Source organism: Rhodopseudomonas palustris, from assembly GCF_003031265.1.
Taxonomy (GTDB): domain Bacteria; phylum Pseudomonadota; class Alphaproteobacteria; order Rhizobiales; family Xanthobacteraceae; genus Rhodopseudomonas; species Rhodopseudomonas palustris_H.
This window is the reverse complement of the sequence record NZ_CP019966.1, coordinates 1,972,403-1,993,856: the sequence shown is the minus strand read 5'-3', so window position 1 is coordinate 1,993,856 and position 21,454 is coordinate 1,972,403. Positions and strand designations below refer to the sequence as shown.

The 21,454-nt window shown below is 65.8% G+C and carries 19 protein-coding genes; 7 read left to right on the top strand and 12 right to left on the bottom strand.

Annotation, left to right across the window (positions count from 1 at the left end):
• Window positions 1-23: 23 nt before the first annotated feature.
• Together RPPS3_RS09155 and RPPS3_RS09150 are read left to right on the top strand one after the other, a co-directional pair.
• A complete protein-coding gene (locus tag RPPS3_RS09155) occupies window positions 24-1,382 on the top strand; it encodes a TIGR03808 family TAT-translocated repetitive protein (RefSeq protein WP_107343798.1) in 1,359 nt (452 codons plus the stop codon).
• A gap of 131 nt (window positions 1,383-1,513) precedes the next feature.
• Window positions 1,514-1,753, top strand: coding sequence for a PilZ domain-containing protein (locus RPPS3_RS09150; RefSeq protein ID WP_107343797.1), 240 nt, complete (start codon window positions 1,514-1,516; stop codon window positions 1,751-1,753).
• Between the two features lie 100 nt (window positions 1,754-1,853).
• On the opposite strand, the gene RPPS3_RS09145 is transcribed toward RPPS3_RS09150, so the two are convergent.
• The 7 genes from RPPS3_RS09145 to RPPS3_RS09115 all read right to left on the bottom strand — a co-directional run bounded on the left by RPPS3_RS09145 (window position 1,854) and on the right by RPPS3_RS09115 (window position 10,507).
• On the bottom strand, window positions 1,854-2,297 hold the full coding sequence (locus RPPS3_RS09145; protein ID WP_107343796.1) for a four-helix bundle copper-binding protein: 444 nt from the start codon (window positions 2,295-2,297) through the stop codon (window positions 1,854-1,856).
• 168 nt (window positions 2,298-2,465) lie between these two features.
• Window positions 2,466-4,775 carry a TonB-dependent receptor gene (locus RPPS3_RS09140; RefSeq protein WP_107343795.1) on the bottom strand — a complete coding sequence of 770 codons (2,310 nt, stop codon included), beginning with the start codon at window positions 4,773-4,775 and terminating at the stop codon, window positions 2,466-2,468.
• Window positions 4,776-4,928: 153 nt separating this feature from the next.
• Entirely contained in the window at window positions 4,929-5,270 is a 342-nt protein-coding gene (locus tag RPPS3_RS09135) for a hypothetical protein (RefSeq protein ID WP_107343794.1), read from the bottom strand.
• Between the two features lie 315 nt (window positions 5,271-5,585).
• Complete coding sequence (locus RPPS3_RS09130; RefSeq protein WP_107343793.1) at window positions 5,586-7,652, bottom strand: methyl-accepting chemotaxis protein; 2,067 nt, start codon at window positions 7,650-7,652, stop codon at window positions 5,586-5,588.
• Between the two features lie 442 nt (window positions 7,653-8,094).
• Window positions 8,095-8,613, bottom strand: coding sequence for a TIGR03809 family protein (locus tag RPPS3_RS09125; protein WP_107343792.1), 519 nt, complete (start codon window positions 8,611-8,613; stop codon window positions 8,095-8,097).
• Window positions 8,614-9,089: 476 nt separating this feature from the next.
• Window positions 9,090-9,941, bottom strand: coding sequence for a hypothetical protein (locus RPPS3_RS09120; RefSeq protein WP_107343791.1), 852 nt, complete (start codon window positions 9,939-9,941; stop codon window positions 9,090-9,092).
• Window positions 9,938-10,507 (bottom strand): sigma-70 family RNA polymerase sigma factor, encoded by a 570-nt coding sequence (locus tag RPPS3_RS09115; RefSeq protein ID WP_012495371.1) that lies wholly within the window; start codon window positions 10,505-10,507, stop codon window positions 9,938-9,940. Before RPPS3_RS09115 ends, RPPS3_RS09120 begins: the two co-directional genes overlap by 4 nt.
• Before the next feature lie 387 nt (window positions 10,508-10,894).
• On the opposite strand from RPPS3_RS09115, the gene RPPS3_RS09110 reads away from it, so the two are divergent.
• Together RPPS3_RS09110 and RPPS3_RS09105 are read left to right on the top strand one after the other, a co-directional pair.
• Complete coding sequence (locus RPPS3_RS09110; protein ID WP_107343790.1) at window positions 10,895-12,055, top strand: GGDEF domain-containing protein; 1,161 nt, start codon at window positions 10,895-10,897, stop codon at window positions 12,053-12,055.
• A 37-nt stretch (window positions 12,056-12,092) separates the two neighbouring features.
• The gene (locus tag RPPS3_RS09105) at window positions 12,093-13,202 is read left to right on the top strand and encodes a DUF2336 domain-containing protein (RefSeq protein ID WP_107343789.1); all 1,110 of its coding nucleotides are present in this window, start codon (window positions 12,093-12,095) and stop codon (window positions 13,200-13,202) included.
• 22 nt (window positions 13,203-13,224) lie between these two features.
• Here RPPS3_RS09105 and RPPS3_RS09100 read toward each other — a convergent pair whose 3' ends face one another.
• The 4 genes from RPPS3_RS09100 to RPPS3_RS09085 form a co-directional block, all read right to left on the bottom strand.
• A complete protein-coding gene (locus RPPS3_RS09100; protein ID WP_107343788.1) occupies window positions 13,225-15,450 on the bottom strand; it encodes a TonB-dependent receptor family protein in 2,226 nt (741 codons plus the stop codon).
• A 59-nt stretch (window positions 15,451-15,509) separates the two neighbouring features.
• Entirely contained in the window at window positions 15,510-15,854 is a 345-nt protein-coding gene (locus tag RPPS3_RS09095; RefSeq protein WP_234820151.1) for a DUF2946 family protein, read from the bottom strand.
• A 116-nt stretch (window positions 15,855-15,970) separates the two neighbouring features.
• Entirely contained in the window at window positions 15,971-16,609 is a 639-nt protein-coding gene (locus RPPS3_RS09090) for an NrsF family protein (RefSeq protein WP_107343786.1), read from the bottom strand.
• Window positions 16,610-16,611: 2 nt separating this feature from the next.
• Window positions 16,612-17,157, bottom strand: coding sequence for a sigma-70 family RNA polymerase sigma factor (locus RPPS3_RS09085; protein WP_107343785.1), 546 nt, complete (start codon window positions 17,155-17,157; stop codon window positions 16,612-16,614).
• 255 nt (window positions 17,158-17,412) lie between these two features.
• Between RPPS3_RS09085 and RPPS3_RS09080 the strand changes: the two genes are divergently transcribed.
• From RPPS3_RS09080 to RPPS3_RS09070, 3 genes are all read left to right on the top strand, one after another.
• Entirely contained in the window at window positions 17,413-18,150 is a 738-nt protein-coding gene (locus RPPS3_RS09080) for a hypothetical protein (protein ID WP_107343784.1), read from the top strand.
• An 85-nt stretch (window positions 18,151-18,235) separates the two neighbouring features.
• A complete protein-coding gene (locus RPPS3_RS09075; RefSeq protein WP_107343783.1) occupies window positions 18,236-19,015 on the top strand; it encodes an enoyl-CoA hydratase in 780 nt (259 codons plus the stop codon).
• Window positions 19,016-19,213: 198 nt separating this feature from the next.
• A complete protein-coding gene (locus RPPS3_RS09070) occupies window positions 19,214-20,632 on the top strand; it encodes a TolC family outer membrane protein (RefSeq protein WP_107343782.1) in 1,419 nt (472 codons plus the stop codon).
• Window positions 20,633-21,052: 420 nt separating this feature from the next.
• On the opposite strand, the gene RPPS3_RS09065 is transcribed toward RPPS3_RS09070, so the two are convergent.
• A complete protein-coding gene (locus RPPS3_RS09065; RefSeq protein WP_234820149.1) occupies window positions 21,053-21,337 on the bottom strand; it encodes a hypothetical protein in 285 nt (94 codons plus the stop codon).
• Window positions 21,338-21,454 lie beyond the last annotated feature (117 nt).

The following is a 21,454-nucleotide window of genomic DNA, read 5'->3' as shown; positions in this document are numbered from 1 at the left end:
TTTTCGCCCACAGAGCACGCGCCATGGCCCTGCACCGCCGCGACTTCCTCACGACCCTTGCGACGACCAGCGCCCTGGCGCTGACCACGTCTCCGCTCGCTGCGGCCCCGACCTCGCGCCGCGGCCGCGACGCCGCGCTGTCCGGCGTTCGTCCCGATAGCAGCGAAGACCAGACCGCCGCCTTGCAGCGCGCGATCGACGATGCCGCCGAGCGGCGCGTGCCGCTGGCACTGCCGCCCGGCAATTATCGGACCGGCACGCTGCGGCTGCCGTCCGGCGCGCAGCTGTCCGGCGTGCGCGGCGCCACGCGGCTGATCTTCACCGGCGGGCCATCCCTGTTCGACAGCCAGGGCGCCGAAACCGCGACGCTGTCCGGCCTGGTGCTCGACGGCGCCGGAATTCCGCTGCCGAGCCGGCGCGGGCTGGTGCACTGTATCGCTGCGCAAGACCTGCGGATCGAAGACTGCACGATCACCGCCAGCGGTGGCTCGGGCATCTGGCTGGAGGCCAGCTCCGGCACCATCAGCAACAACACGCTGACCAAGATTGCGGTGACCGGCGTCGTGTCGTTCGACGCCAAGGGGCTGCGTGTCGACGGCAACACCATCATTGATACCAACGACAACGGCATCGAGATTTTGCGCACCTCGCTCGGCGATGACGGCACGCTCGTCACCGGCAACCGGATCGAAAACATCAAGGCCGGCCCGGGCGGCTCGGGCCAGTACGGCAACGCCATCAACGCGTTTCGCGCCGGCAACGTGGTGATCAGCGGCAACCGCATCAAGGATTGCGATTACTCCGCGGTGCGCGGCAACTCGGCTTCGAATATTCAGATCACCGGCAACAGCGTGCTGAACGTGCGCGAGGTCGCGCTGTATTCGGAGTTCGCGTTCGAAGGCGCGGTGATCGCCAACAACACCGTGGACGGCGCAGCACTCGGCGTCTCGGTCTGCAACTTCAACGAGGGCGGCCGGCTCAGCACAGTGCACGGCAACATCATCCGCAACCTCAAGCCGAAGCGACCGATCGGCACGGCGCCCGACGACGACGCCGGGATCGGCATCTATGTCGAAGCCGACACCGCGGTTTCAGGCAACGTGATCGAGAACGCGCCGTCGTTCGGCATCGTTGCCGGCTGGGGGCGCTATTTGCGCGACGTCGCCATCACCGGAAACGTCGTGCGCAAGAGCTTCATCGGCATCGGCGTCTCGGTGATGGACGGCGCCGGCACCGCGACGATCACCGGCAACGTCATCGCCGAAACTCCGCGCGGCGCGGTGGTCGGTCTCGACCACGCAAGACCGGTGACACCGGATCTGACGACGCCGGGCGCGACGCGGTTCACCCAGGTCTCGCTCGGCCACAACACCACCCGGTGACGACGCGGCCCGACGGCTTCCTGCGCGCGAACGGCGGCTTTGTACTTTGCTGTACGTAGCTGGCCGCACTGTGGGCGTTTTTTGAGGGACGCGTTCACAGAAATATAAAATTCTCATGCTCAAACGGCCGAATGGATGAGCAGAGAAAAACGCCTCGGCGGCGCGTCCTGAAGGCTGCAACCATCGAGTTCGGCGGCGGCGCGATCGACTGCAGCGTCAGGAATATCTCGGAGGCCGGCGCGGCGCTGGATGTCGTCACGCCCCTATTCATCCCCGACCGCTTCACGCTCTACGTCCCGAGCGATCAGATCAAACGAGCCAGCCGCGTGATCTGGCGAAAAGAGAAACGGATCGGGGTTGCGTTCGATTGATCGAGCGCGGGGACCGGACCTGGCAAGCCAGGCCCGTCAACTCTCCAGCTCGCTTATCGACACCGCCACAAGCACGGCTCGGTGGCGGCGGCAAGCGATCTCACACCGCGCGGCAGGCGTCGGCGCAGGCTTTGCACGCGTCCGCGCAAGCCTTGCAGGTGGCGTGATGATCGGCGTGCTTGCGGCACTCCTTTTCGCAATCCTCGCACACCGCCAGCGCCACCTTGGCCATCGCCGGCAGGTTCGGAGAGCCGAGGGATGCGAGCTTCTGCAGCGTGGCGCACACCGACAGCATCTGGTCGACCGACTTGGCGCAGGCCGCGAGCGAGGTGTCGCCGGCCGCGAACGACTGCAGGCAATGCGCGATGCAGGCCTGCCCGGTCTTGACGCAATCGGACGCGGTTTCGATCAGCTTGGCGTTGGCCGGCGCAGCGCCGGCGGCCGCAGCATGCATGTGGGCGCTATGGTCCTCGGCGGCGAGCGCGGGCGAAGCCACAAAGATCGCGGCCCCCAGAACGGTCAGAAGATTGCGGCGGTCGAGCATGATGAACTTCCCTCTGCGTGGAGTTCGAATCTCTACTCCTCCCGGATGAAAATACAATCACGTCGGCACCAGCCTGATTGTAGTCGATTATTCTCCTTCGTCGTCATACCAGGCTTCCAGGCCGGCGAATGGGGCCGCTGCCAGAATCGACAGCGGCCCCACACGCGATCAGAACGACACGGTCAGGCGGGTGTTGAACGACCGCCCCATGCCCGGCACGCCATAGCCCCAGATCGGCGACGATCCGCCCATCATCGAGGCCGCGCGGTAATCGACGAGGTCCGCCCCGCCGAGTGGCAGCGTGTAGAACTTGTCGAAAACGTTATCGACGCCGACATCCAGCCGCACGTTCTCCCAGCGATAACCGGTGCGGAGGTTCAGCAGCGCGTAGGCCGACGTCGTGGTCTCGTTGTGCACCTCGCTGATCTGGGTCTTGGCGCCGACCAGTTGCAGCTCGATGCCGTTGACCCAGCCGCCGAGCTCGTGATCGAGCCCGAGCTTCGCATTGACCGGCATCACGTGATACAAGTTGACGCCGTCGGTGCGCTGGCCGTGCACGTAAGCGAACTGCCCACGCAGCACGCCTCGGCCGTAAGCCGAATTGTCCCACGCCGTCAGCCGGCCGTCGAGATTGACGCCGTAGAGTTCGGCATCGTGGTTGGCGAACTGCAGAAATACGAACGCGTTGGTCTTGGTGAGGTTCGCCGCATTGCAGGTCGAGCTGCCCGCGATGAAGCAGCGGTTCACGTCGATGTAGTCCTGCACGTAGCTGTAATACGGCGTGACTCGAACCTCCCACAGCTTCTGCGCCGGATCGTGCCACGCCGCGGTGAAGCTCACCGTGTGGGCCTTCTCCGGGTTGAGGTCGACGTTGCCGACATAGCCGTTGCCGTCGCCGAACCAGCCGATCATCTTCATCGCCATCGCGGTGTTCGACCAGGTGTAGCGCTCGTAGAGGTTCGGCGACCGAGTCTTGCGGGCGAAGCCGAGTTCGAATTGGCTGATCGCGTTGGGTTCGTAGCGGATCAGCGCCGAGCCGTCGAAATTGACGTCAGTGCGATCGCGGTCGCGACCATTGAAACGCGCCGCATCGGCTGCGTACATCGCGCTGTAGCCCTGGACGTTGCCGGTGCCCATCCACACCACGTCGTTACGCAGGCCGAACAGCGTGGTCCATTCCCGGTTCCAGTGCCGCTCCCACTCGACGAAGGTGCCGAGCCGGGTGCGGCGGCCGTCGTTGATGTTGATGAAGGTGTTGGGCGACATCATCATCCCGGAACCCGGCACCGGATCCCACCAATCGTCGAGCCGATACGCATGGGTTTCGTTGCCGATGCGGATCAGATCGTGATCGGAGGCGATCACTGACGCCTTGATATTATAGCCGAGGTCGGTGCCGCGGGTGTCCATCGGCATGTTGCTGACCTTGTCCGGCGCGATGAAGCCCATGGTGTGCCGGATGCGGTGATAGAACGCAGATGTCTCCAGCTTGCCCCAGTCAAACACGCCGTCGTAGCGGCCGTTGACGAACATCGACCGGTTGGAAACCATGTCCATGTACTGGTTGACGTAGCCCTGATACGGGATGAACTGCCCGCCGACCTGCAGCGTGAACAGATTGCCGGCGCTCTGCCGCGAAATGCTGACGGCGTGGTTCTGCACCTCCCACAGCGTCGACTTCACCGTCATGCCGTTGCCGGCCTTGTAGTTGCCGGAGCGGGCCCAGCCGCCGGTGTAGGTGACGCTGGTGTCCTGATTGGCGATCGTCGCACGCGCATCAACGCCGTAAGCGTTGCCGTTGCTGCGATAGAAGCCGGAGACGGTCGCGGTGGTCAGCAGGCTCGGCCCGGTCGCAAACTGCGGCGGCGCGGTGGTGACGTCGATCTTGCCGCCGATGTAGTCGCCGCCGACGCTGACCGGCGCGACGCCCAGATAGGCGCGCATGCTGGCGATCATCTGCGGATTGACGAAGGACAGCGGCGGATTCATTTCGTTCGGGCACGCCGGGCTGATCAGCATCGAGTTGATCGCCACCTGCACGCGATCGGCACCGACGCCGTTCAGCGCCGGCAGGCTGGAAACGCCGCCCGCGCCCCACACTGCGCCGCCCGGAATGTCGGTGATCAGCGAGGCGCTGTCGCTGGTGCCGAGGCTGCGCGTCACCGCAGCCGAGCCCGGCAGCGTCGAGGCTGAGGCGGACACCGGCTCAGACGATGGCGCGGCGGGCGGCGGTGACGCCGCAGCATCGCGGATCACCGGGCCGCGCTGCGGCGACGGCGTGGTAGCGCGCACGCGCGGTTTGGCGCGCGGCTTGGCGGGCTCGACCACGATGGTCGACAGATTGCTTGCAGTTTGGGCCGAAGCCGGCGCCGACGAGAGCGAGACGGCCGAGAACGCGATCGCCGCGCACGGCAACGACAGCAGCGAGGTGGACAGCAGCAATGACCGGCGCAAGCCGGCGGACAGAACGGATGACATGACGAAACTCACGGAAGATCGAACGCGCGCAGCGTCTGGCTGGCGCAGGACATCTGGCGCCGTGCGCTGCGACGAGCAGACGCGACGGTGACAGCAGCGAAACGGCAAAGCATCGCCCCCCGCGCAGAAGCGCGCGATCAGCGACGGGTGCGGTTACGCGACGTCCGGAGGTCCGCGGGCAGAGTGTGAGGAGACCGGCGCGCTACGCGGAGCAGCCTCGGCGAGAGGCCAGCGCTGGGCCAGCCACGCCCAGGCCAAACTCGGCGCCGCGGTGACGACCAGCGACGGCGGCGGCAGGCTGCAGACCAGGACGCAGGCGATGCACTTGAAGTGCACCACCACCCGATCCTGCGACTCGGGCGGCGCGGAGGTGTCGATCGAATGGCAGATGCCGGCGCTGGCAAGAACGTCGAGCGATGCGGCGCTGGCGGCCGGCATCGCCGACAGCGCGATCTGCAGCAGCAGCGCGAGGGTGACGATCCAACTGGTCGACATCCGCAAGGCGGCGCCGAACCAAGCGGACTCGTTGCGAATCGCGAGCGGCCGGCTTGGACGGCGCGCATGCGCGGCCGACGCTCTTGCCTTCACTCCGCTCCACAACGCCCTCAGCACATTCGTCCCCAGTCTGTGCGAGGAGCAAGTAATCACAGCGACAAAGGTGCAACAATACGGCGAAGTAATGAGGTACCGCAGTTCATGACATTTGGAATAGATGTCACATTTGGACCACAGGTCACCCAAACGCGCGCGCCCGGGACCAGGCCCGGGCGCGACACATCAGTTGCAAGTTGCTAGCGATAACGTGACGGCTTACGCCGCGCGCACCGTCTCCATGAAGCGATCGACCTCGTCCTTCAGGCGCGTGCTATCGCGCGACAGCGACTGTGCGGCGGACAGCACCTGCGACGAGGCCGAACCGGTCTCGGTCGCGCCGCGCTGCACGTCGGAGATGTTGGACGAGACCTCGTGGGTGCCGCGTGCAGCCTGCTGCACGTTGCGCGAGATCTCCTGCGTCGCCGCGCCCTGCTCTTCCACCGCAGACGCGATGGTCGAGGCGATCTCCGACATCCGCTCGATGGTGCCGCCGATCTCGCGGATCGCGCCGACCGACTCCTGCGTCGCCGACTGCATGCTGCTGATCTGCGAGCTGATCTCGCCGGTCGCCTTGCCGGTCTGCTCGGCAAGCGCCTTCACTTCCTGCGCCACCACCGCGAAGCCGCGGCCGGCATCACCCGCACGCGCCGCCTCGATCGTGGCGTTGAGTGCGAGCAGGTTGGTCTGGCCGGCAATGGTGTTGATCAGCTCGACCACGTCGCCGATCCGGTTCGCCGCCTGGGCGAGCGTACCGATCCGGTCGTTGGTCTTGCGCGCCTGCTCGACGGCTTCGTTGGCGATGCGCGCCGCCTCCTGCACCTGACGGCTGATCTCGGTGATCGAGGACGCCATCTCTTCGGTGGCCGAGGCCACCGACTGCACGTTGGCCGACGCCTGTTCGGAAGCCGCCGCGACCGAGCCGGCGAGCATCTGCGAACGTTCGGCGGTGGTGGTCAGCGTACCGGCCGAAGCTTCGAGTTCGGTCGACGCCGAGGTCACGGTGTCGATGATCTCGCCGACCGCACCTTCGAAATGATCGGCGAGGCGCTTCATCTCCGCCTTGTGCTCGGCGGCGACGCGGCGTTCGGCCTCCTCCTGCTCGGCCTTCAACCGGTCGAATTCGCGCGAGTTGTTGCGGAACACTTCGACCGTGCAGGCCATCAGCCCGATCTCGTCCAAACGGCCGGAGCCGACGATCTCGACATTGGTGTTGCCGGCAGCAAGCTCCTTCATCACGCCGGACATCGCCACGATCGGGCCCGACACTGCACGGCCGATCAGCCAGGCGAGCAGAATGCCGACTGCGAGCGCGCCGAGGGTGATGACCAGGATCTGGGTTTGGGTTTCGCTGATCAGCGCCTCGGTCTGGTGGCCGATCTGCTTGGATTCGGTCAGACCGGACTGCTTGATCGCCGCGGCATCACCTGCCAACGCCTCCGCGACCTTGGTCATCGACGCGATCGCCGCGTCGATGTCGTTGACGTCGCGAACCGACTGCTGGAAGCCGTCCGCATAGATTGCGAGGTCGGCTTCGATCGCGGCGAGCTGCTTGCGCTCGGCGTCTGCCGTCAGCGCGGTCTTCATGGTCGACAACGAGGTGCGAAAATCCGCCAGAGCCTTTTCGGCGCTCGCCTGCGCGGACTTCTCCAGCCGGACTCCAAGCACCTTCGCGGCGCCGAGCCGCAGGAGCAGGAACTGCTTGAGCGATTGCGCGACCAGAAGCGCCTGATCGCTGTTGCCGTCGCCGCTCATCGTGGAGGATTGCAACTGCTCGAGCTTGCCGACGATCCGCTGCCCGACCGGCCCCAGCACGGTCAGAGATAAACGGTTCTGATCCTGACGCAGCCTGGTCAGCCCCTCGAATTGGCCGACGTACGCATCAACCTTGTTGCTGAGGTCGAGCATCGCGGCGTGGCGGCTGGCGACGCGAATTTGCTGCAGCGACTGCTTGATATGATCCTGCAGCTCGGTGCGGCGCTTGGTGGCTTCGGCGATCATAAAGTCTTCGCCGGTGAGGCTGTATTCGCGCACGGTACGGCGAAGCGAATTGAAGTCCTGTTCGACGTCACGCACGGCGTCGACGACGTCGACGCGCTGATCGAACTTGGCGAACGCATCACCGACCTTGCCGAAGCTGGAATAGTTGAGGACGGCCAGGACGGCCATCAGCACCTGCACGGCGGCGAAACCGATGGCGATTTTCACCCCGATCTTGCGGTTGGTGAAGAACGAAAACAGGCCCGCAGAACTGTGCGGGACAGGCGACGATTGAGCACTAGGCATGATCTCTTTCCCGACGAGGCCGCGCGAAAGCGTGGCTGCACTCAGCGCATGAAAGAGAGATCCGCAGCACGTCAGGGACGCGCACGTCGCCGCGAATCCCCCTGCTGTGATTTCATCTTATGAGCGAATCGAGAACCGGTTCGCACGCAATAAGTGCGCGGAAATTCGTTCCAATCCGTTAAATATCAGCGGCGCAATTCGGTGCGCATTGGCGCCAGTTTGCGCTCATCGCGGCTTCGGCTGCTGTGTTCAAGTTTGATCAATGTCAAACGGCGCCGCAAAACCGAACTAACAGTTGAAGTTAGTAAGCCGAGCGTGGACTGAAGCAGATTGCGCCGCGCCATCGGCGCCGACGGTTCAATACGACGAAGGTCGCATCGGCCACGCTGTGGATGAATGACGCGAATGCGCACCTTTGCGCGAATCAGCGCGGGTGTGCGCGTCAGCCCGCTTTGCGGAGCAGCGAGTAGCGTTGCTCGAGCCGCGCCGGATCGAGCGCGTGCATCCACACCGGGACATCGTCGGGGACAATCGCCGGGGCCGGCTCCGGCGCAATCGGAGCGCGCACCGGCTCGGCGGCTTTAACCGGCTTTGCGGGAGCGGTGACGCGCGGCGCCTGGGCAGGCTTGGGTGCCGATTGGGGCAGCGTGTACGAGGGCGAACTGTTCACCACCTCGCCGTCGAAGTAGAACGCCAGCCGCGGCTGGACTTTCTTATTGTGGCCGAGCCAGGACAGATCGACCGGACGATTGTCGAGAGTCGCTTCGCGATTCAACAAGCCGCGCCAGGATTCGACGGCGGCCTTGGCTTCCTGGACGTTTTCAAGAAATTCGAGCTCGCCGAAGAAGCGCCGCCAACGGCCGGTTTCGAACAGCTCGGTGAGATAGTCGAGCCGCTGTTCTGCGAGCAAGCACCAGCGCTGGACGAGCGCACGCCCACGCTCTGCGTCGGTCTGTTCCATGGTCGGTCCGCCAGGAGAGGAAAAAGGAACGCGACGCAACTTACGAATCGACGCAAAGCTTACGAACAATGTTGTTAACAAAAATTTACCATGTCCAGCGCAGCGGTAACTTGGAGCTCCGCCGCGGCCCAACCTCGTAATACTGCGGGTATTTGGAGGGCGTCCCAGTGGCTTGGCCGCCGAATCGGGCCGGAAAACGAAAGACCCGCCCGGGGGGACAACCGGGCGGGTCACAAGCCATATCAGCGCAGGGGTGGATGGGCGCTCGCGCCGACTGGCCTCGTTTGGGAGGTGGTGTCCGCTCCCACAACGATTGGTCAGCGGACAACGCGCACACGTTCAATCCGGTTGCAGATTTTTTCTCGCGCGCGAGGTTGTGAAGATGGAGTGAGCGACGCTCCGCGCCAGCCGTCAGTGACGCGAGCAGATGTGCCCGCCACAGCGCCCAGACAGTTGCTTTGTGCAGCGCGAAGTAATCAGGGAGCCGACAGCACCACGCTGACGACCGGCTCCTTTTGCAGCCGGCCGATCAGATTCTCCTGATCCTGCTTCGAAAGTGGCTGCGTGCCGAACTGCAGCCGGAACAGCCCGCCTCGCGAGCTGTCGACCACCACGGCATTATAATGGTCGAGCAAGGCGGCGATCTCCGAAGCGCGCGCTTCGGGCGCGAACTTGACCAGCACACGCGGGCCGGATTGCGGCGCAAGGCTCCGCACCACCGGTCCGCCCGACCGCTCCGCCATCACCATCGGCGGCGCCGGTTTGCTGGCTTCTGCCGGGCGATCGGCCATCGCGGCGGCGGGCGGCGAAACCGACGCGGGAGCCGGAGCCGACGCGGGAGCTGGAGCCGATGCCGGCGCGCGCGCCACCTCGCGCTGCGGCTGATAGGCGGCGGTCTGCACCGGAGCCGCATGCGGCCACGTCAGCAGCGCACCGATCAATCCGGCCTGTAGCAGAAGCGCAAGGCCGGCGACCGACGCCGACCACGCCAGCGCCTTCGGCGACAACGCGGAAAAGAAACCGGCAAAGCGGGCGCCGAGCCCCTGCCCGGCGCCCGGCGCCCGGGCCGGCTCGGCATCGATCGCAGCGAACAGCTTCTGCATCGCGCGCGACGACGGCGCGCCGAGGCTCTCATTGAGCTCGATGGTCGAGGCATATTCTTCGAGGATGACGGCATATTGCCGCGCCAGCGCCGGATCGCGATCGAGCGCATCCGCGACACGGCGGGCATCGCGGGCATTCAGCGTGCCGGCCGCGTACCACGGCAGCAGCGCCTCGACGTCGCCCGGCTCCCGGGGATCCGGCATCGTGTTGCTCATCGCCATCATGGCCAGCCTCGCTGCACGCCGGCCGCCTGCAGCAGATCGGCGAGTTTCTTGCGCGCGTAGAACAGACGGGTTTTCACCGTGTTCTCCGGAATTCCGACGATCTCGGCGACTTCTTCGATGGATTTCTCATGGTAGTACACCAGATCGACGATCTCTCGATGCTCGGGCGTCAGTGAGGTCAGGCACTTCCGCAGAGCTTCGCCCGTGTCCTTCTTCTGCACCGCGATCTCCGGATCGTCGGAAGGATCCTCGATCGCGGCGGCGGCCTCGTCGTCCAGTTCAGCGTCCTTACGCCGTCGCAGCGCCGACAGCGCCTTGAACCGCGTGATCGCCAACAGCCAGGTTGAAACCGAAGACCGTCCCTCGAACTTGCCGGCCTGCCGCCAGACGTCGAGGAAGACTTCGCTGATAAGATCCTCGGCGATCTGTTCGTTCCGAACGAGGCGCAGACCGAACCGGAAGACTTTGACGTGATGCCGTCCATACAGGACCTGCATCGCGACCCGGTCCCCCTGGGCGATCCTGGCGATCAGGACGTCGTCGGTGGCTGCCTGCTTGGTACTCACTGGCCGTCTCTTGGATTTGGTCGGCCGGACATCGCAGAAGGTTCGATAAATAAAAGCAAATTTTCGATCCTCGGAATGGCCGCAGGTCCCGATTCCGGCGCGAAACGGCGCCTAACCCAGCAAGATCGCTCCGCCAGCCCACCTCCGCGGGCAGCGTGAGTCGCCGCGCCATGTTGGCCGAAGGTTACCAAGCCGAGATGCGGTTTGCGCGACATATTCACAGCTCAATCCTGGCAGGTCGCCTTGGCTGTCCGGGAAATCCCGTGCAAAAGCCGCTGGGATCAACCAGCTGGCGGCTTCCATCAACCCTTGCGAGCAACTGGCAGATACCAAAACGAAAGGCTTTTCCCAGTAGGTTCCCGAAGAGCAAAATCGACCGGGCGGACGATGGGACCAACTGCCGCGCTGTCGGGCACCCTGCCCGACCCTCAAACCAGGGCTGAAGACGCCAGGGCAGAAGACGCGCGCACCCTTGCCGTCCGTGGCCGACGGATGCGTCAGCGCCGGCACATGCTGGACCTGATCGCCGCCAGCTTCATGATCGATGCGGCGATCCTGCTGATCTACGTCCAGGCCGGCACGATCCCGTCGATCGTGGTGGTGGCATTCGCCGTTTCCGGCGCCCTGGTCGGCGGCATTTTGTTCGCGCTGTCGGAATCCGGGTTCAACGATCGCTTCTCCGACCACTATCTGACGGTGCCGATCGCCGTCACGACGCTGGCGCTGATCATCGGCTTCACGGTGTGGGCGCCGCAGATCGGCGCCTTCTTTCTGTTCGAACTGTTCGTGGTGTTCGGCTTCGCTTCGCTGCGCGCCGATCGCCGGCAGGCACTGATCCTGTGGTCCGCGCTGCTGTGCGCGCTGGTGCCGCTGTTCCTGCTCACCGATCTGCCGATCGGGATGCCGCACGACAATTCGCTCGAACGGCTCGCCACCCTGCTGGCGCTGGTGCTGACGGTCGGACGGTGCACCTTCATCGGGGTGTTTTCCAAGGCGCTGCGCGACTCGCTGTACAAGCGCGGCGCCCAGCTCCGCGAGGCCTATCAGCGGATCGAGGAGCTCGCCGAGCTCGACGAGCTCACCGGGGCCTATAACCGCCGCTGCATCATGCGGCACCTCGACAACGAGATCGAGCGCGCAGCGCGCCACTGTGAGTCGCTGTCGCTGGCGCTGATCGACCTCGACTGGTTCAAGCGCATCAATGACACGTTTGGTCATCCGATCGGCGACGAGGTGCTGCGCACTTTCGCTATCACGATCTTCGCCAACATCCGCAGCTTCGACCGGTTCGGCCGCTACGGCGGTGAAGAATTCCTGCTGCTGCTGCCGAACACCTCCGACGACGAAGCCCGCTTGATCCTCGACCGGCTTCGCATGATCGTCGCCGATCTCGACTGGAGCGCGTTCTCGCCCAGCATGATGGTGACGCTGTCCGCCGGCGTCACCACCATGACGCTCCAAGAATCCACCGAAGCCGTGCTGGCACGCGCCGATCGCGCACTCTACGAGGCCAAGCACGGCGGACGAAACCGAGTTGCCTGCGCCTGAAGAAACAGGCGCCCTGTCTTCGCTCTAGGAAAGAGTAATGACTTCAAGACCAACGAGGCCGGCCCTCCACCTGCTCGATGAATTGCAGGCGATGCTGGCGCACGGCACCGTAGCGCGCCGCGTCGAGACGCTGCGCCGCGTGACCGACCTGTTTCTCGACGGCGTGGACTACAACGACGAACAGATCGAGGTGTTCGACGACGTCTTCACCTGCCTGGTCGAGGACATCGAATCCAACGCCAAGGAGCTGCTGGCGCAGCGGCTCGCCAATGTGCAGGCGCCGCCGCGGATCATCCGGCAACTCGCTTTCGAAGACCGGATCGAGATCGCCGCGCCGGTGCTGTCGCAGTCGGAGCAACTCGACGACGCCACCCTGATCGCCAATGTGCGCGCCAAGAGCCAGCAGCACATGATGGCGATCTCGACCCGCCGCACCCTCAGCGGTGCCGTCACCGACGTGCTGGTCGAACTCGGCAATCCGGCGGTGGTGCAGAGCACCGTGAAAAACCCCGGCGCTGAATTCTCCGACAACGGCTATTGCGTGCTCGCCCGGCGCGCCGAACACGACGACGGCCTCGCCGACGCGCTCGGCCAGCGCACCATTCCGCGGGCGCAGTACCTGAAGATGATCGCGATCGCTTCGGCGACCGTACGCAGTAAGCTCGAAGCCGCCAATCCGCATGCCGCCGCCGATGTCGGCAACGCGGTGCGACAGGCCGGCCGGCTGGCACGCTCGGCGCCGCGCGGCATCAGCCGCCAGACCTCGATCGCGCACGGGCTGGTGCGTTCGCTGTTTGAAGAGGGCCGCATCGACGCCGTCGCGGTGCACAGCTTCGCCCAGCAGCGCAAATTCGACGAGACCAATCAGGCGATCGCCTGTCTGGCCAACATCACGGTCGAAACCGCCGAAGCCATGATGGTGGAATCGCGCGACGAAGGCGTGCTGATCCTCGCCAAGGTGTGCAACCTGACATGGGCGACGGTGCGCGAGATCATCGACATGCGCGACGAGATCAACGGGACGCACTCGCACGACCTCGAGGAATGCCGCGACACCTATGAGCGGCTGCGCACCTCCACCGCCCAGCAGGTGCTGCGCTTCCACCGCATGCAGCAATCCACCGCCGCCGCACCGCCGGCCGCCTGAGCGGCCGGCGACGGCGTTTCGCCTACCACCTCGCCTTGAAGCCGGCATAGACGGCGCGGCCGGTGCCGGGTTCGAACAGCGGCGAGTTGGCGTTCGCCTTGTCGATGATGCTGGCCGAGGCGATGTAGGTCTTGTCGAGCAGGTTGCGGCCTTCGATGTAGATCGAATACGGCCCGCCATTGTCGATGCCCGCTTTGAGGCCGAGCAGCGCGTACGGCTCGGTCTGAAGCGTATTGGCACTATCGACGTAGTAGGCCTGCGGCACCCATTCGACGTTCGGGCCCATATAGAAGCCGTTCGGATTCTTGTAGAGCAGTTCGGCGCGTAGATAGTGCCGCGGCGCGCCGGGCAGCAGGTTGTTGCCGAACTTGGCGTCGCCGTCGAAGCGGAAGTCGTTCAGCGTGTAGGCCATGTTCAGCCACAGCCGGTCCGGCGCGCCGGCGCGCTCGAACAAATGCTTGAACAGCGTCACGCCGAGGCCGGCTTCGACACCTTGATGGAGGGTGCGGTCGGCGTTGGTGACGTTGCAGTTGCCGAACGCGCTGTAGAGACACAGCAGTTCGTCCTTGATCTCGGCCCGGTACAGGCTGAGATCCCAGGTGACGTCGGGACGGCGCCCGCGGGTGCCGATCTCGTAGGTCGTGGCCCGCTGCGGACGGATACTGGTGAACGGGATCGTCGGAATGCCGGGGCCGGACGCACTCTCGCCGAAGCTCGGCACCTCGGCGCTGCGCGAGACGTTGGCGAAGGCCTGCCAGTTCGGATCGATCTGCCAGAGCAGTCCCCCCTTTGGGCTCCACAGGTTGAACTCGGTGGAGCCGGACTGATCACCATCCGACAGGAAGCGATCGCGGCGGTCGCGGGTGGCGTGCAGGAATTGCGTGCCGCCGACCAGCGCAACGTTCTGCAGGAAGTAGAACGAGTCTTCGATATAGACGCTGGTGTTGGTCGACTTGTCGAGCGACGACGACGCCAGCGCGCCCTTGTTGCCGGCGATGTTGACGTACTGCTTGTTGTCGATCCGGCCGTTCAACAGATTGACGCCGGCGACCAGGCGATTGCGATAGCCGCCGATGATGCGATCGTCGGTGACTTTGGCGAACCCGCCGTAGTCCTGATAGCGATAGTCGAGCCACTGAAAGATCGGATGCATCAGATGGCGGTCGACGCCGAACGCGCCGAAATCGACCACGGTGTCCTCGAACCGGATCGTGGTCTTATTGGCGAGGCGCACGGTGTCGATGTTGCGCTGCTGATCGAGCGCGACGTTGCCGGCCGCCGCGGTCTGCGGCGAATTCAGCGCGATGTCCTTGGTGACGGTGCCGGGGATCTTCTGCCGGACGCTGTTGGCGTTGAGATAGAACCGCGTCTCGATATCCGGCGTGATCTGATAACCGACATTGCCGCTCAGCCGGTAGGCCTGACCGTCGCTGTGATTGCGGAAGCCGTCCGCGGCCTGCGCAGAAGCCGTGATGTAGCCATCCCAGGCACCGTTGACGCCGCCGGCATTGGCCTGCAGCCGACGATAGCCGAACGCGCCGGCATCGACGCTGACGCCGTTGGGGAACGGATCGCGGCCGGTCTTGGTGACGAAGTTGATCGCGCCGCCGAGCGAATTGGCGCCGAACTGCAGCGCATTGGCGCCCTTGTACACCGAAACGTAGTTGTAGGCGGTCGGATCGATCTCCTGGAAATCGCCATAGCCGTCGGCGGTGTTGATCGGAATGCCGTCCATGTAGAGCTGCACGCCGCGCAAATGGAAATTGCGCGACAGGCCCGAGCCGCGGATCGACAGCCGGGTGTCGTCGCCCCATTTCGGCTGCGCGAATACGCCCGGCACGTAGTCGAGAATATCCTTGATGGTGCTCGCCACGGTCGAGTTGCGATAGGCGTTGGCCGGCACCAGCGCGACGCCGCCCGGCGTCTGCTCGATGTCGCGCAGCGCCTGCTGCACGGTGAGCACGGTCAGCGCCGGCCCGCGCGCGACCTCGCTTACGGCCGGTGCCGCGGACGGCTGCGCGGCGGGGGTGGCGCTACGCACCGCGCGCGTGGACTGCGATGCAGCGCGCGGCTTCGGACGCGGCGACGCCGGTCGTGCGGCTTGATCGGGCGCCTGCACGGTGACCGGCGGCAGGGTGCTGTCGGAACGGCTTTGCGCCGCGGCGGGCAAGACGACGAGGCAGGTGGAGACGAGCGCGGTGGCGTGCACAAGCAAAGGCCTGCGCGACCGCGGAAATGCGGATGACATGACGGAACTCCGGCAACTGATCGGACGATGAGGGGGACGCGCGCAAGCGCGCGCGATCGTCAGGTCAGAACCGGCGGGCCGCGGGGCTGATGGGCAGGAGACGGCCGCAGCGCGACGAACGGCGTCGCTGGCGGGACTTCGTAGCGGATGCTGAAGGCGATCCGGATCGCGAGCGCCGGCGACAACGGCGGCGGGGTCGCGCTGACGTGCTGGCCGAGGCACAGCGGGCAGCGGATCGGAACGGCCTTGGCCGGCTGGCCGGCATCACCCGCGGCGCCATCATCCACGGCAGCGATACAGAACTCGTGACCGGTGATGAGTTGGACCGGAGACTGTCCGGCGAGCAGCGTGCTGGCGAGCACGACATTGAGCACGAGCGCGTAGGCAGCGACCCAAGCCGCCACCAATGCCCTCGCCCGCCGTCGTGAAAACCCGCTCATGCAGCGCCCCTTGGTGTTTTGCTACCACAGGCGCAAAGCGAGTCAAATTCATTCGCGATCAGTAGCGTCCCGGAGGTGTCTCAGTAACGCAGCACCCGGGGGCCCAGCACGGCACCAAGACCGGCGACCATCGCAGTCGCTAGCGTGTACCAGGTGGCGACGAACAGCGGGGAATCGTCGACGCAATGCGCGGCATACAGCATGCCCGCGAGCCCGGCCGACAGCATGCCGGCGAGCGCGCCCGCGAGCGCCGGACGCGACGGCGCGCCGCGGCGCAGCCCCACCAGCGCGGCGCCGAGGATCGGCAGCGACAGCACCGGGATCGAGCCGAGGCACAGCAGCGAGTTGTGGCCGAGCAGCCGCGTCATCGCCGAGGTGCGATGCGGCAGCATCGCTTCGGCGCCGATCGCAAGGCCAAGGATCGCCAGCGGCGCCAGCAGCAGCAGGCGCCAGCCTTTCGCCGTCGCCTCCGGGCGCGACAGATGCAGCGCGACGGTGATCGCCGACAGCGACAGCGCCAGCGTCACCACGAATTTCAGGTCGAAGAACGGATTGCGCATCGCCTCGTGCAGATCCGGGCGCAGGCCGAGCGTCGTCAGCAGTAGCGCCGCCGACACCGGCAGCGCCACCAGCAGCGCAGCGGCCAGCACTTGCCCGACTGGGCGATCGCGGCTGGCACCGTCGGCGGCGAGCGCTTGGATCAGGCGATCGGTTTCCATGGTCACACCGTTCTCAATTTGGCGGCGAGCGCCGATAGGCCGCGATGCAGCGCCACCCGCACCGCGCCCTCGCTCATCGACAGTTTCGCCGCGGTGTCCTTGATCGAGGCGCTGTCGACCGCGATCGATTGCAGCACGTCGCGCTGCCGCGGCGGCAAGCCTTCGAGATGCCGCGTCACTTCGCTGGCGGGCAGCGTCTCCCGTGCCGGTTCGCTCGCCAGCGTATCGGCGAAGTCGTCGATATCGACGAACACCCGGCGGCCGCGGCGGCGCAGCGTATCGATCAGCTTGTTGCGGGCGATCGCAAACAGCCACGGGGCGAACGGCGCGCCCGAATCCCAGGTGTGCCGCTTCAGATGCACCGCCAGCAGAATGTCCTGCACAATATCCTCAGCCTGATCGACTGGCTGGCCGGCGCGGGCGAGACCGCGCCGCGCCCCTGCGCGCAGCACCGGCGTGACACTCTGGAGTAGCCGCCGATACGCGACGCTGTCGCCGGCATTGGCTGACCGCATCAGGTCGGTCCATTCGTCGTCACGTCCGCGCACGCACGCTCCCGTCCAACAATTCGGCCCTAACTGCGGTTCGTTACGCCCCACCGGGGGCGATCACGGAGTCGTGAGACAAGCCGCCAGACAGCGGCGTTCGCCGGCCGTTGCCATAGCACCGAACGACGCCCCGCAGCCACTTCGCGCCAATGCCCAGATGTTGCCGCGGATCGGCAATGTTTCCTCATGGTTTGGCCCCGCTGACGCCACCGCCCCGCGCTTTCTGGTCGCGGGCTGGCAAATGGGGAGAATGTCATGGACATCAAAGCCAGCGGGCGCTCGGCTCTGATCATTGCAGCAGGATTGACGGTAGGTTTGTGGTGCGTTGCACCGGCGACACCAAGCTTCGCGGCGCCGCAGGCCGCCGCAAGCGATAGCGGAAGCGCCGCCAAGCCGGCGCCAAAGAAAAAGGCCGTCAAGCACCACGCCAAGCCGGCCAAGGCCAAGCAGGCCCAAGCCAAGCCCTCCGAAACCACTTCGTCCGACACCAAACAGTCCGAGACCAAGCAGTCCGAAGCCAAGTCGGTGGTCAAATCCCCGGTCGAGGAAGGCCGCGCCGCCGACGCCCAGACCGAGCCGAAGCCGCTCGCCGATGCCAGCGGTGCCCTGCCCGCCTCGATCGCCAATGCCAATGCCCAGGCGACACCGGCCGAAGCCGCTCAGGCCCAGCCGACCGCGTCCACGGAAGCCAGCCAGGCCGCGGCACCGGCCGCCGCCGCTGGCGCGACCAACCCTGCCGTGATGGCCGCCGATCAGGTCAACGACCTCGACCGCGCCGCAACCGATGCGCCGCAGCTTCAGGCCCAAATGCAGCCGCAACAGCCTGCAGCCGCCGAGACCGCAGCCACCCCGCAGCCGCAAGCCGACACGCAGGCCAAAGCCACCACCCACGACGATGATGCGTGGGACAAGGCGTCACTGATCGGCAAGATCTTCATCGCAGCCGGCGGCCTCCTCACTCTCGCCTCCGCGGCGCGGATGTTCATGGCCTGAGGGCGCCAGCGCCCACCCCTTGAAGCCGCTGGCGGCAGCGGGCAGATTGCCCGCGGCCGCGGTCGGCCTTCCGGGGACATGCATCATGAGCACATTCGAATTCATCATCGTCGAGCGTCAGAACGCGGTCGGCATCATCAAGCTCAACCGCCCGAAGATGCTGAATGCGTTGTCGTTCGGCGTGTTCCGCGAGATTGGCGCGGCGGTCGAGGATCTCGAGGCCGACGATGCGATCGGATGCATCCTGATCACCGGCAGCGAGAAAGCGTTCGCCGCCGGCGCCGACATCAAGGAGATGCAGCCGAAGGGCTTCATCGACATGTTCAACGAGGACTTCACCTCGATCGGCGGTGACCGGCTGGCGCGCTGCCGCAAGCCGACCGTCGCAGCGGTCGCGGGCTACGCGCTCGGCGGCGGCTGCGAATTGGCGATGATGTGCGACATCATTATCGCCGCCGACACCGCCAAGTTCGGTCAGCCGGAAATCACCCTGGGCACCATTCCGGGCATCGGCGGCACCCAGCGTCTCACCCGCGCCATCGGCAAGTACAAGGCAATGGATCTGTGCCTCACCGGACGGATGATGGACGCGCAGGAAGCCGAACGCTCGGGCCTGGTCAGCCGCATCGTGCCCGCCGACAAACTGATGGAAGAAGCGCTCGGCGCCGCCGAGAAGATTGCCACGATGTCGCGCCCCACCGCAGCGATGGCCAAGAGCGCGGTGAACCGTGCGCTGGAAACCACACTCGCCGAAGGTCTCGCGATCGAGCGCGACCTGTTCCGGTCGACCTTCGCGCTGGAAGACCGCGCCGAGGGCATGGCGGCGTTCATCGAAAAGCGCAAGCCGAACAACCAGAACCGCTGATAACACGCTGACAGATCGCGGCCGCTGCGTCGGAAAGCGTGCACAATACCGCGCGCCCCATCGTCGCAGCGTTGCTGCATCACAACACCCCCACGCTGCAACGGCGGCTGTCGGGCCCGGTCGATTGCCTCGCGTTGCACTGCGTTCTACAAACGCGCAGGCATCGCGGGGCGGATGTCCAGGAGGGCGCGGGACCGCATGGTTTGGTGGACGAGACTCGTTGGCAGCGCGTATCGCGCTCATCGCTCGGCGTTGACCCTGGGGGTCGCGACGGCGATCGGCGTCGCATCGGCCGGACCGGTATCGGCCGAAGGACTATCCGACGCGCTGGTTAAGGCTTACCAGTCCAACCCGCAACTCACTGCCGAACGCGCCCGTCAGCGCGCGACTGACGAGAACGTGCCGCAAGCGCTCGCCGGCTATCGGCCGCAGCTTCTGGCCACACTGGGCGCCGGGCTGCAGCAGGTGCGCAACCTGCTCCCCACCAATACTTACCAGGGCGACACGCTGCGACCATGGACGATCGGCGTCACCGTCACGCAGACGCTGTTTAATGGCTTCCGCACCGCCAACAGCGTGCGGGTCGCCGAGCTGCAGGTGAAGTCGGGCCGCGAGGCGCTGCGCAACGTCGGCCAGGGCGTGCTGCTCGACGCGGTGACGGCCTACACCAACGTGCTCGCCAACCAGGCCTTGGTGGCGGCGCAGAAGGCCAACGTCGATTTCCTCAGCCAGACGCTCGATATCACCAAGAAGCGCCTGAACGCGGGCGACGTCACCCCGACCGACACCGCGCAGGCCGAAGCGCGCCTCAACCGCGGACGCGCCGACCTCAACGCGGCGGAAGTGAACCTCGCGATCAGCCAGGCCACCTACGCGGCGGTGATCGGCAGTCCGCCGGGCACGCTGAGCAATGCCACGCCGGTCGACCGGCTGCTGCCGAAGAGCCGCGAAGACGCGATCGCGCAGGCGGCGAAGGGCAATCCCGCAGTGCTGGCCGCGGGCTACGATGTCGACGTCGCCACCACCACCATCAAGGTTGCCGAAGGCGCCCTGCTGCCGACTGTGACGTTGCAGGGCAGCGCCAGCCGCGCCAGCCAGACCGACTCCACGCTCGGCACCTACGGCACCGACCAGGCCTCGGTGATCGGCCAGATCAACGCCCCGATCTATGACGGCGGCACTGCCGCGTCGCAGACCCGGCAATCGAAGGAACTGGCGGCGCAGAGCCGCTCGGTGCTCGACCTGGTGCGCAACCAGACCCGCACTGCGACGATCGGCGCCTGGGTGTCGAACGAAGGCGCCAAGATCGCCGTGAGCGCCGCGGAATCCGAAGTGCGCGCTGCCGAAATCGCACTGCAGGGTGTCAGCCGCGAAGCCCAGGGCGGCCAGCGCACCACCGTCGACGTGCTGAACTCGCAGCAGGATCTGATCCAGGCCAAAGCCCGCCTGATCGGCGCGCAGCGCGACCGCGTGGTGGCGTCCTATACGCTGCTCAGCGCCATCGGCCGCCTCGACGTCCAGAACCTCGGCCTGAACACCCCGGACTATCTGCCCGACGTGCACTACCAGCAGGTCCGCGACGCCTGGCACGGCCTGCGTACCCCGTCAGGACAGTAAGCGTCGATCCACGACCTTCGACGACGCTCCGGGAGACGCACACAGCGTTCCCACGTCCCCCTCTCCCGTCGTGGCCGGGCTTGACCCGGCGATCCCCGACCTTCGCGCAGACGCTCAGCAAACCATGGCTGCCCGGGATGAGCCTGGGCACGACGCCTGCAAGGCGCCGCGTTTTCTAACGACGGTCCGAGAGCGCTTCATCGATTGATGAGAAGCGGATCTGGCCTTTGCCAAGCGTCCGAAGTCCTCATCCTGAGGAGCCCGGCCTCGCCGGGCGTCTCGAAGGATGAGGAGCCACATCGCCTGCGGCGCATGGTTCGAGACGGCGCTTTGCGCCTCCTCACCATGAGGTTCTGCAAGCTGCGACCGCTAGGAAGTGCGGTCCTGTTTCCGTCAAAAGCAGAGATGCTCTAAGTGCGCTCAATACGCCTTGAACTGATTGCCGCTAAAGCCGCTAAATGCGTCGACGTCGGGTGCGCTGAAGCCGGCGGCTTCCGGCTGCAGGACGGCGCGCGGCGGAAAGCGATCCTCGCGCGGCGGGAATGCCGGGCCATGCGTCGCGGTCACGGTGGCGGCGGTGTCGCCGAGCGCGCGACCAGTATCCAGGCTGATGAAATGCTGCTGGGAACACGCCAGACAGAACACCGGCTCATAGCTCGGCCGATCCCCGCCGACCACCTCGTCGGCAAGCCAGGTCTGAGTCATCAGACCATTCTGCGGGCATCGGTAAACCAGAAGCTTGGCCATGGTTGAATGTTGCCATGGCCTCGCGTGCCCTCCTTGACTCAGGTCAAGAGGCCGCTGCGGTGTATCGCCGCGACG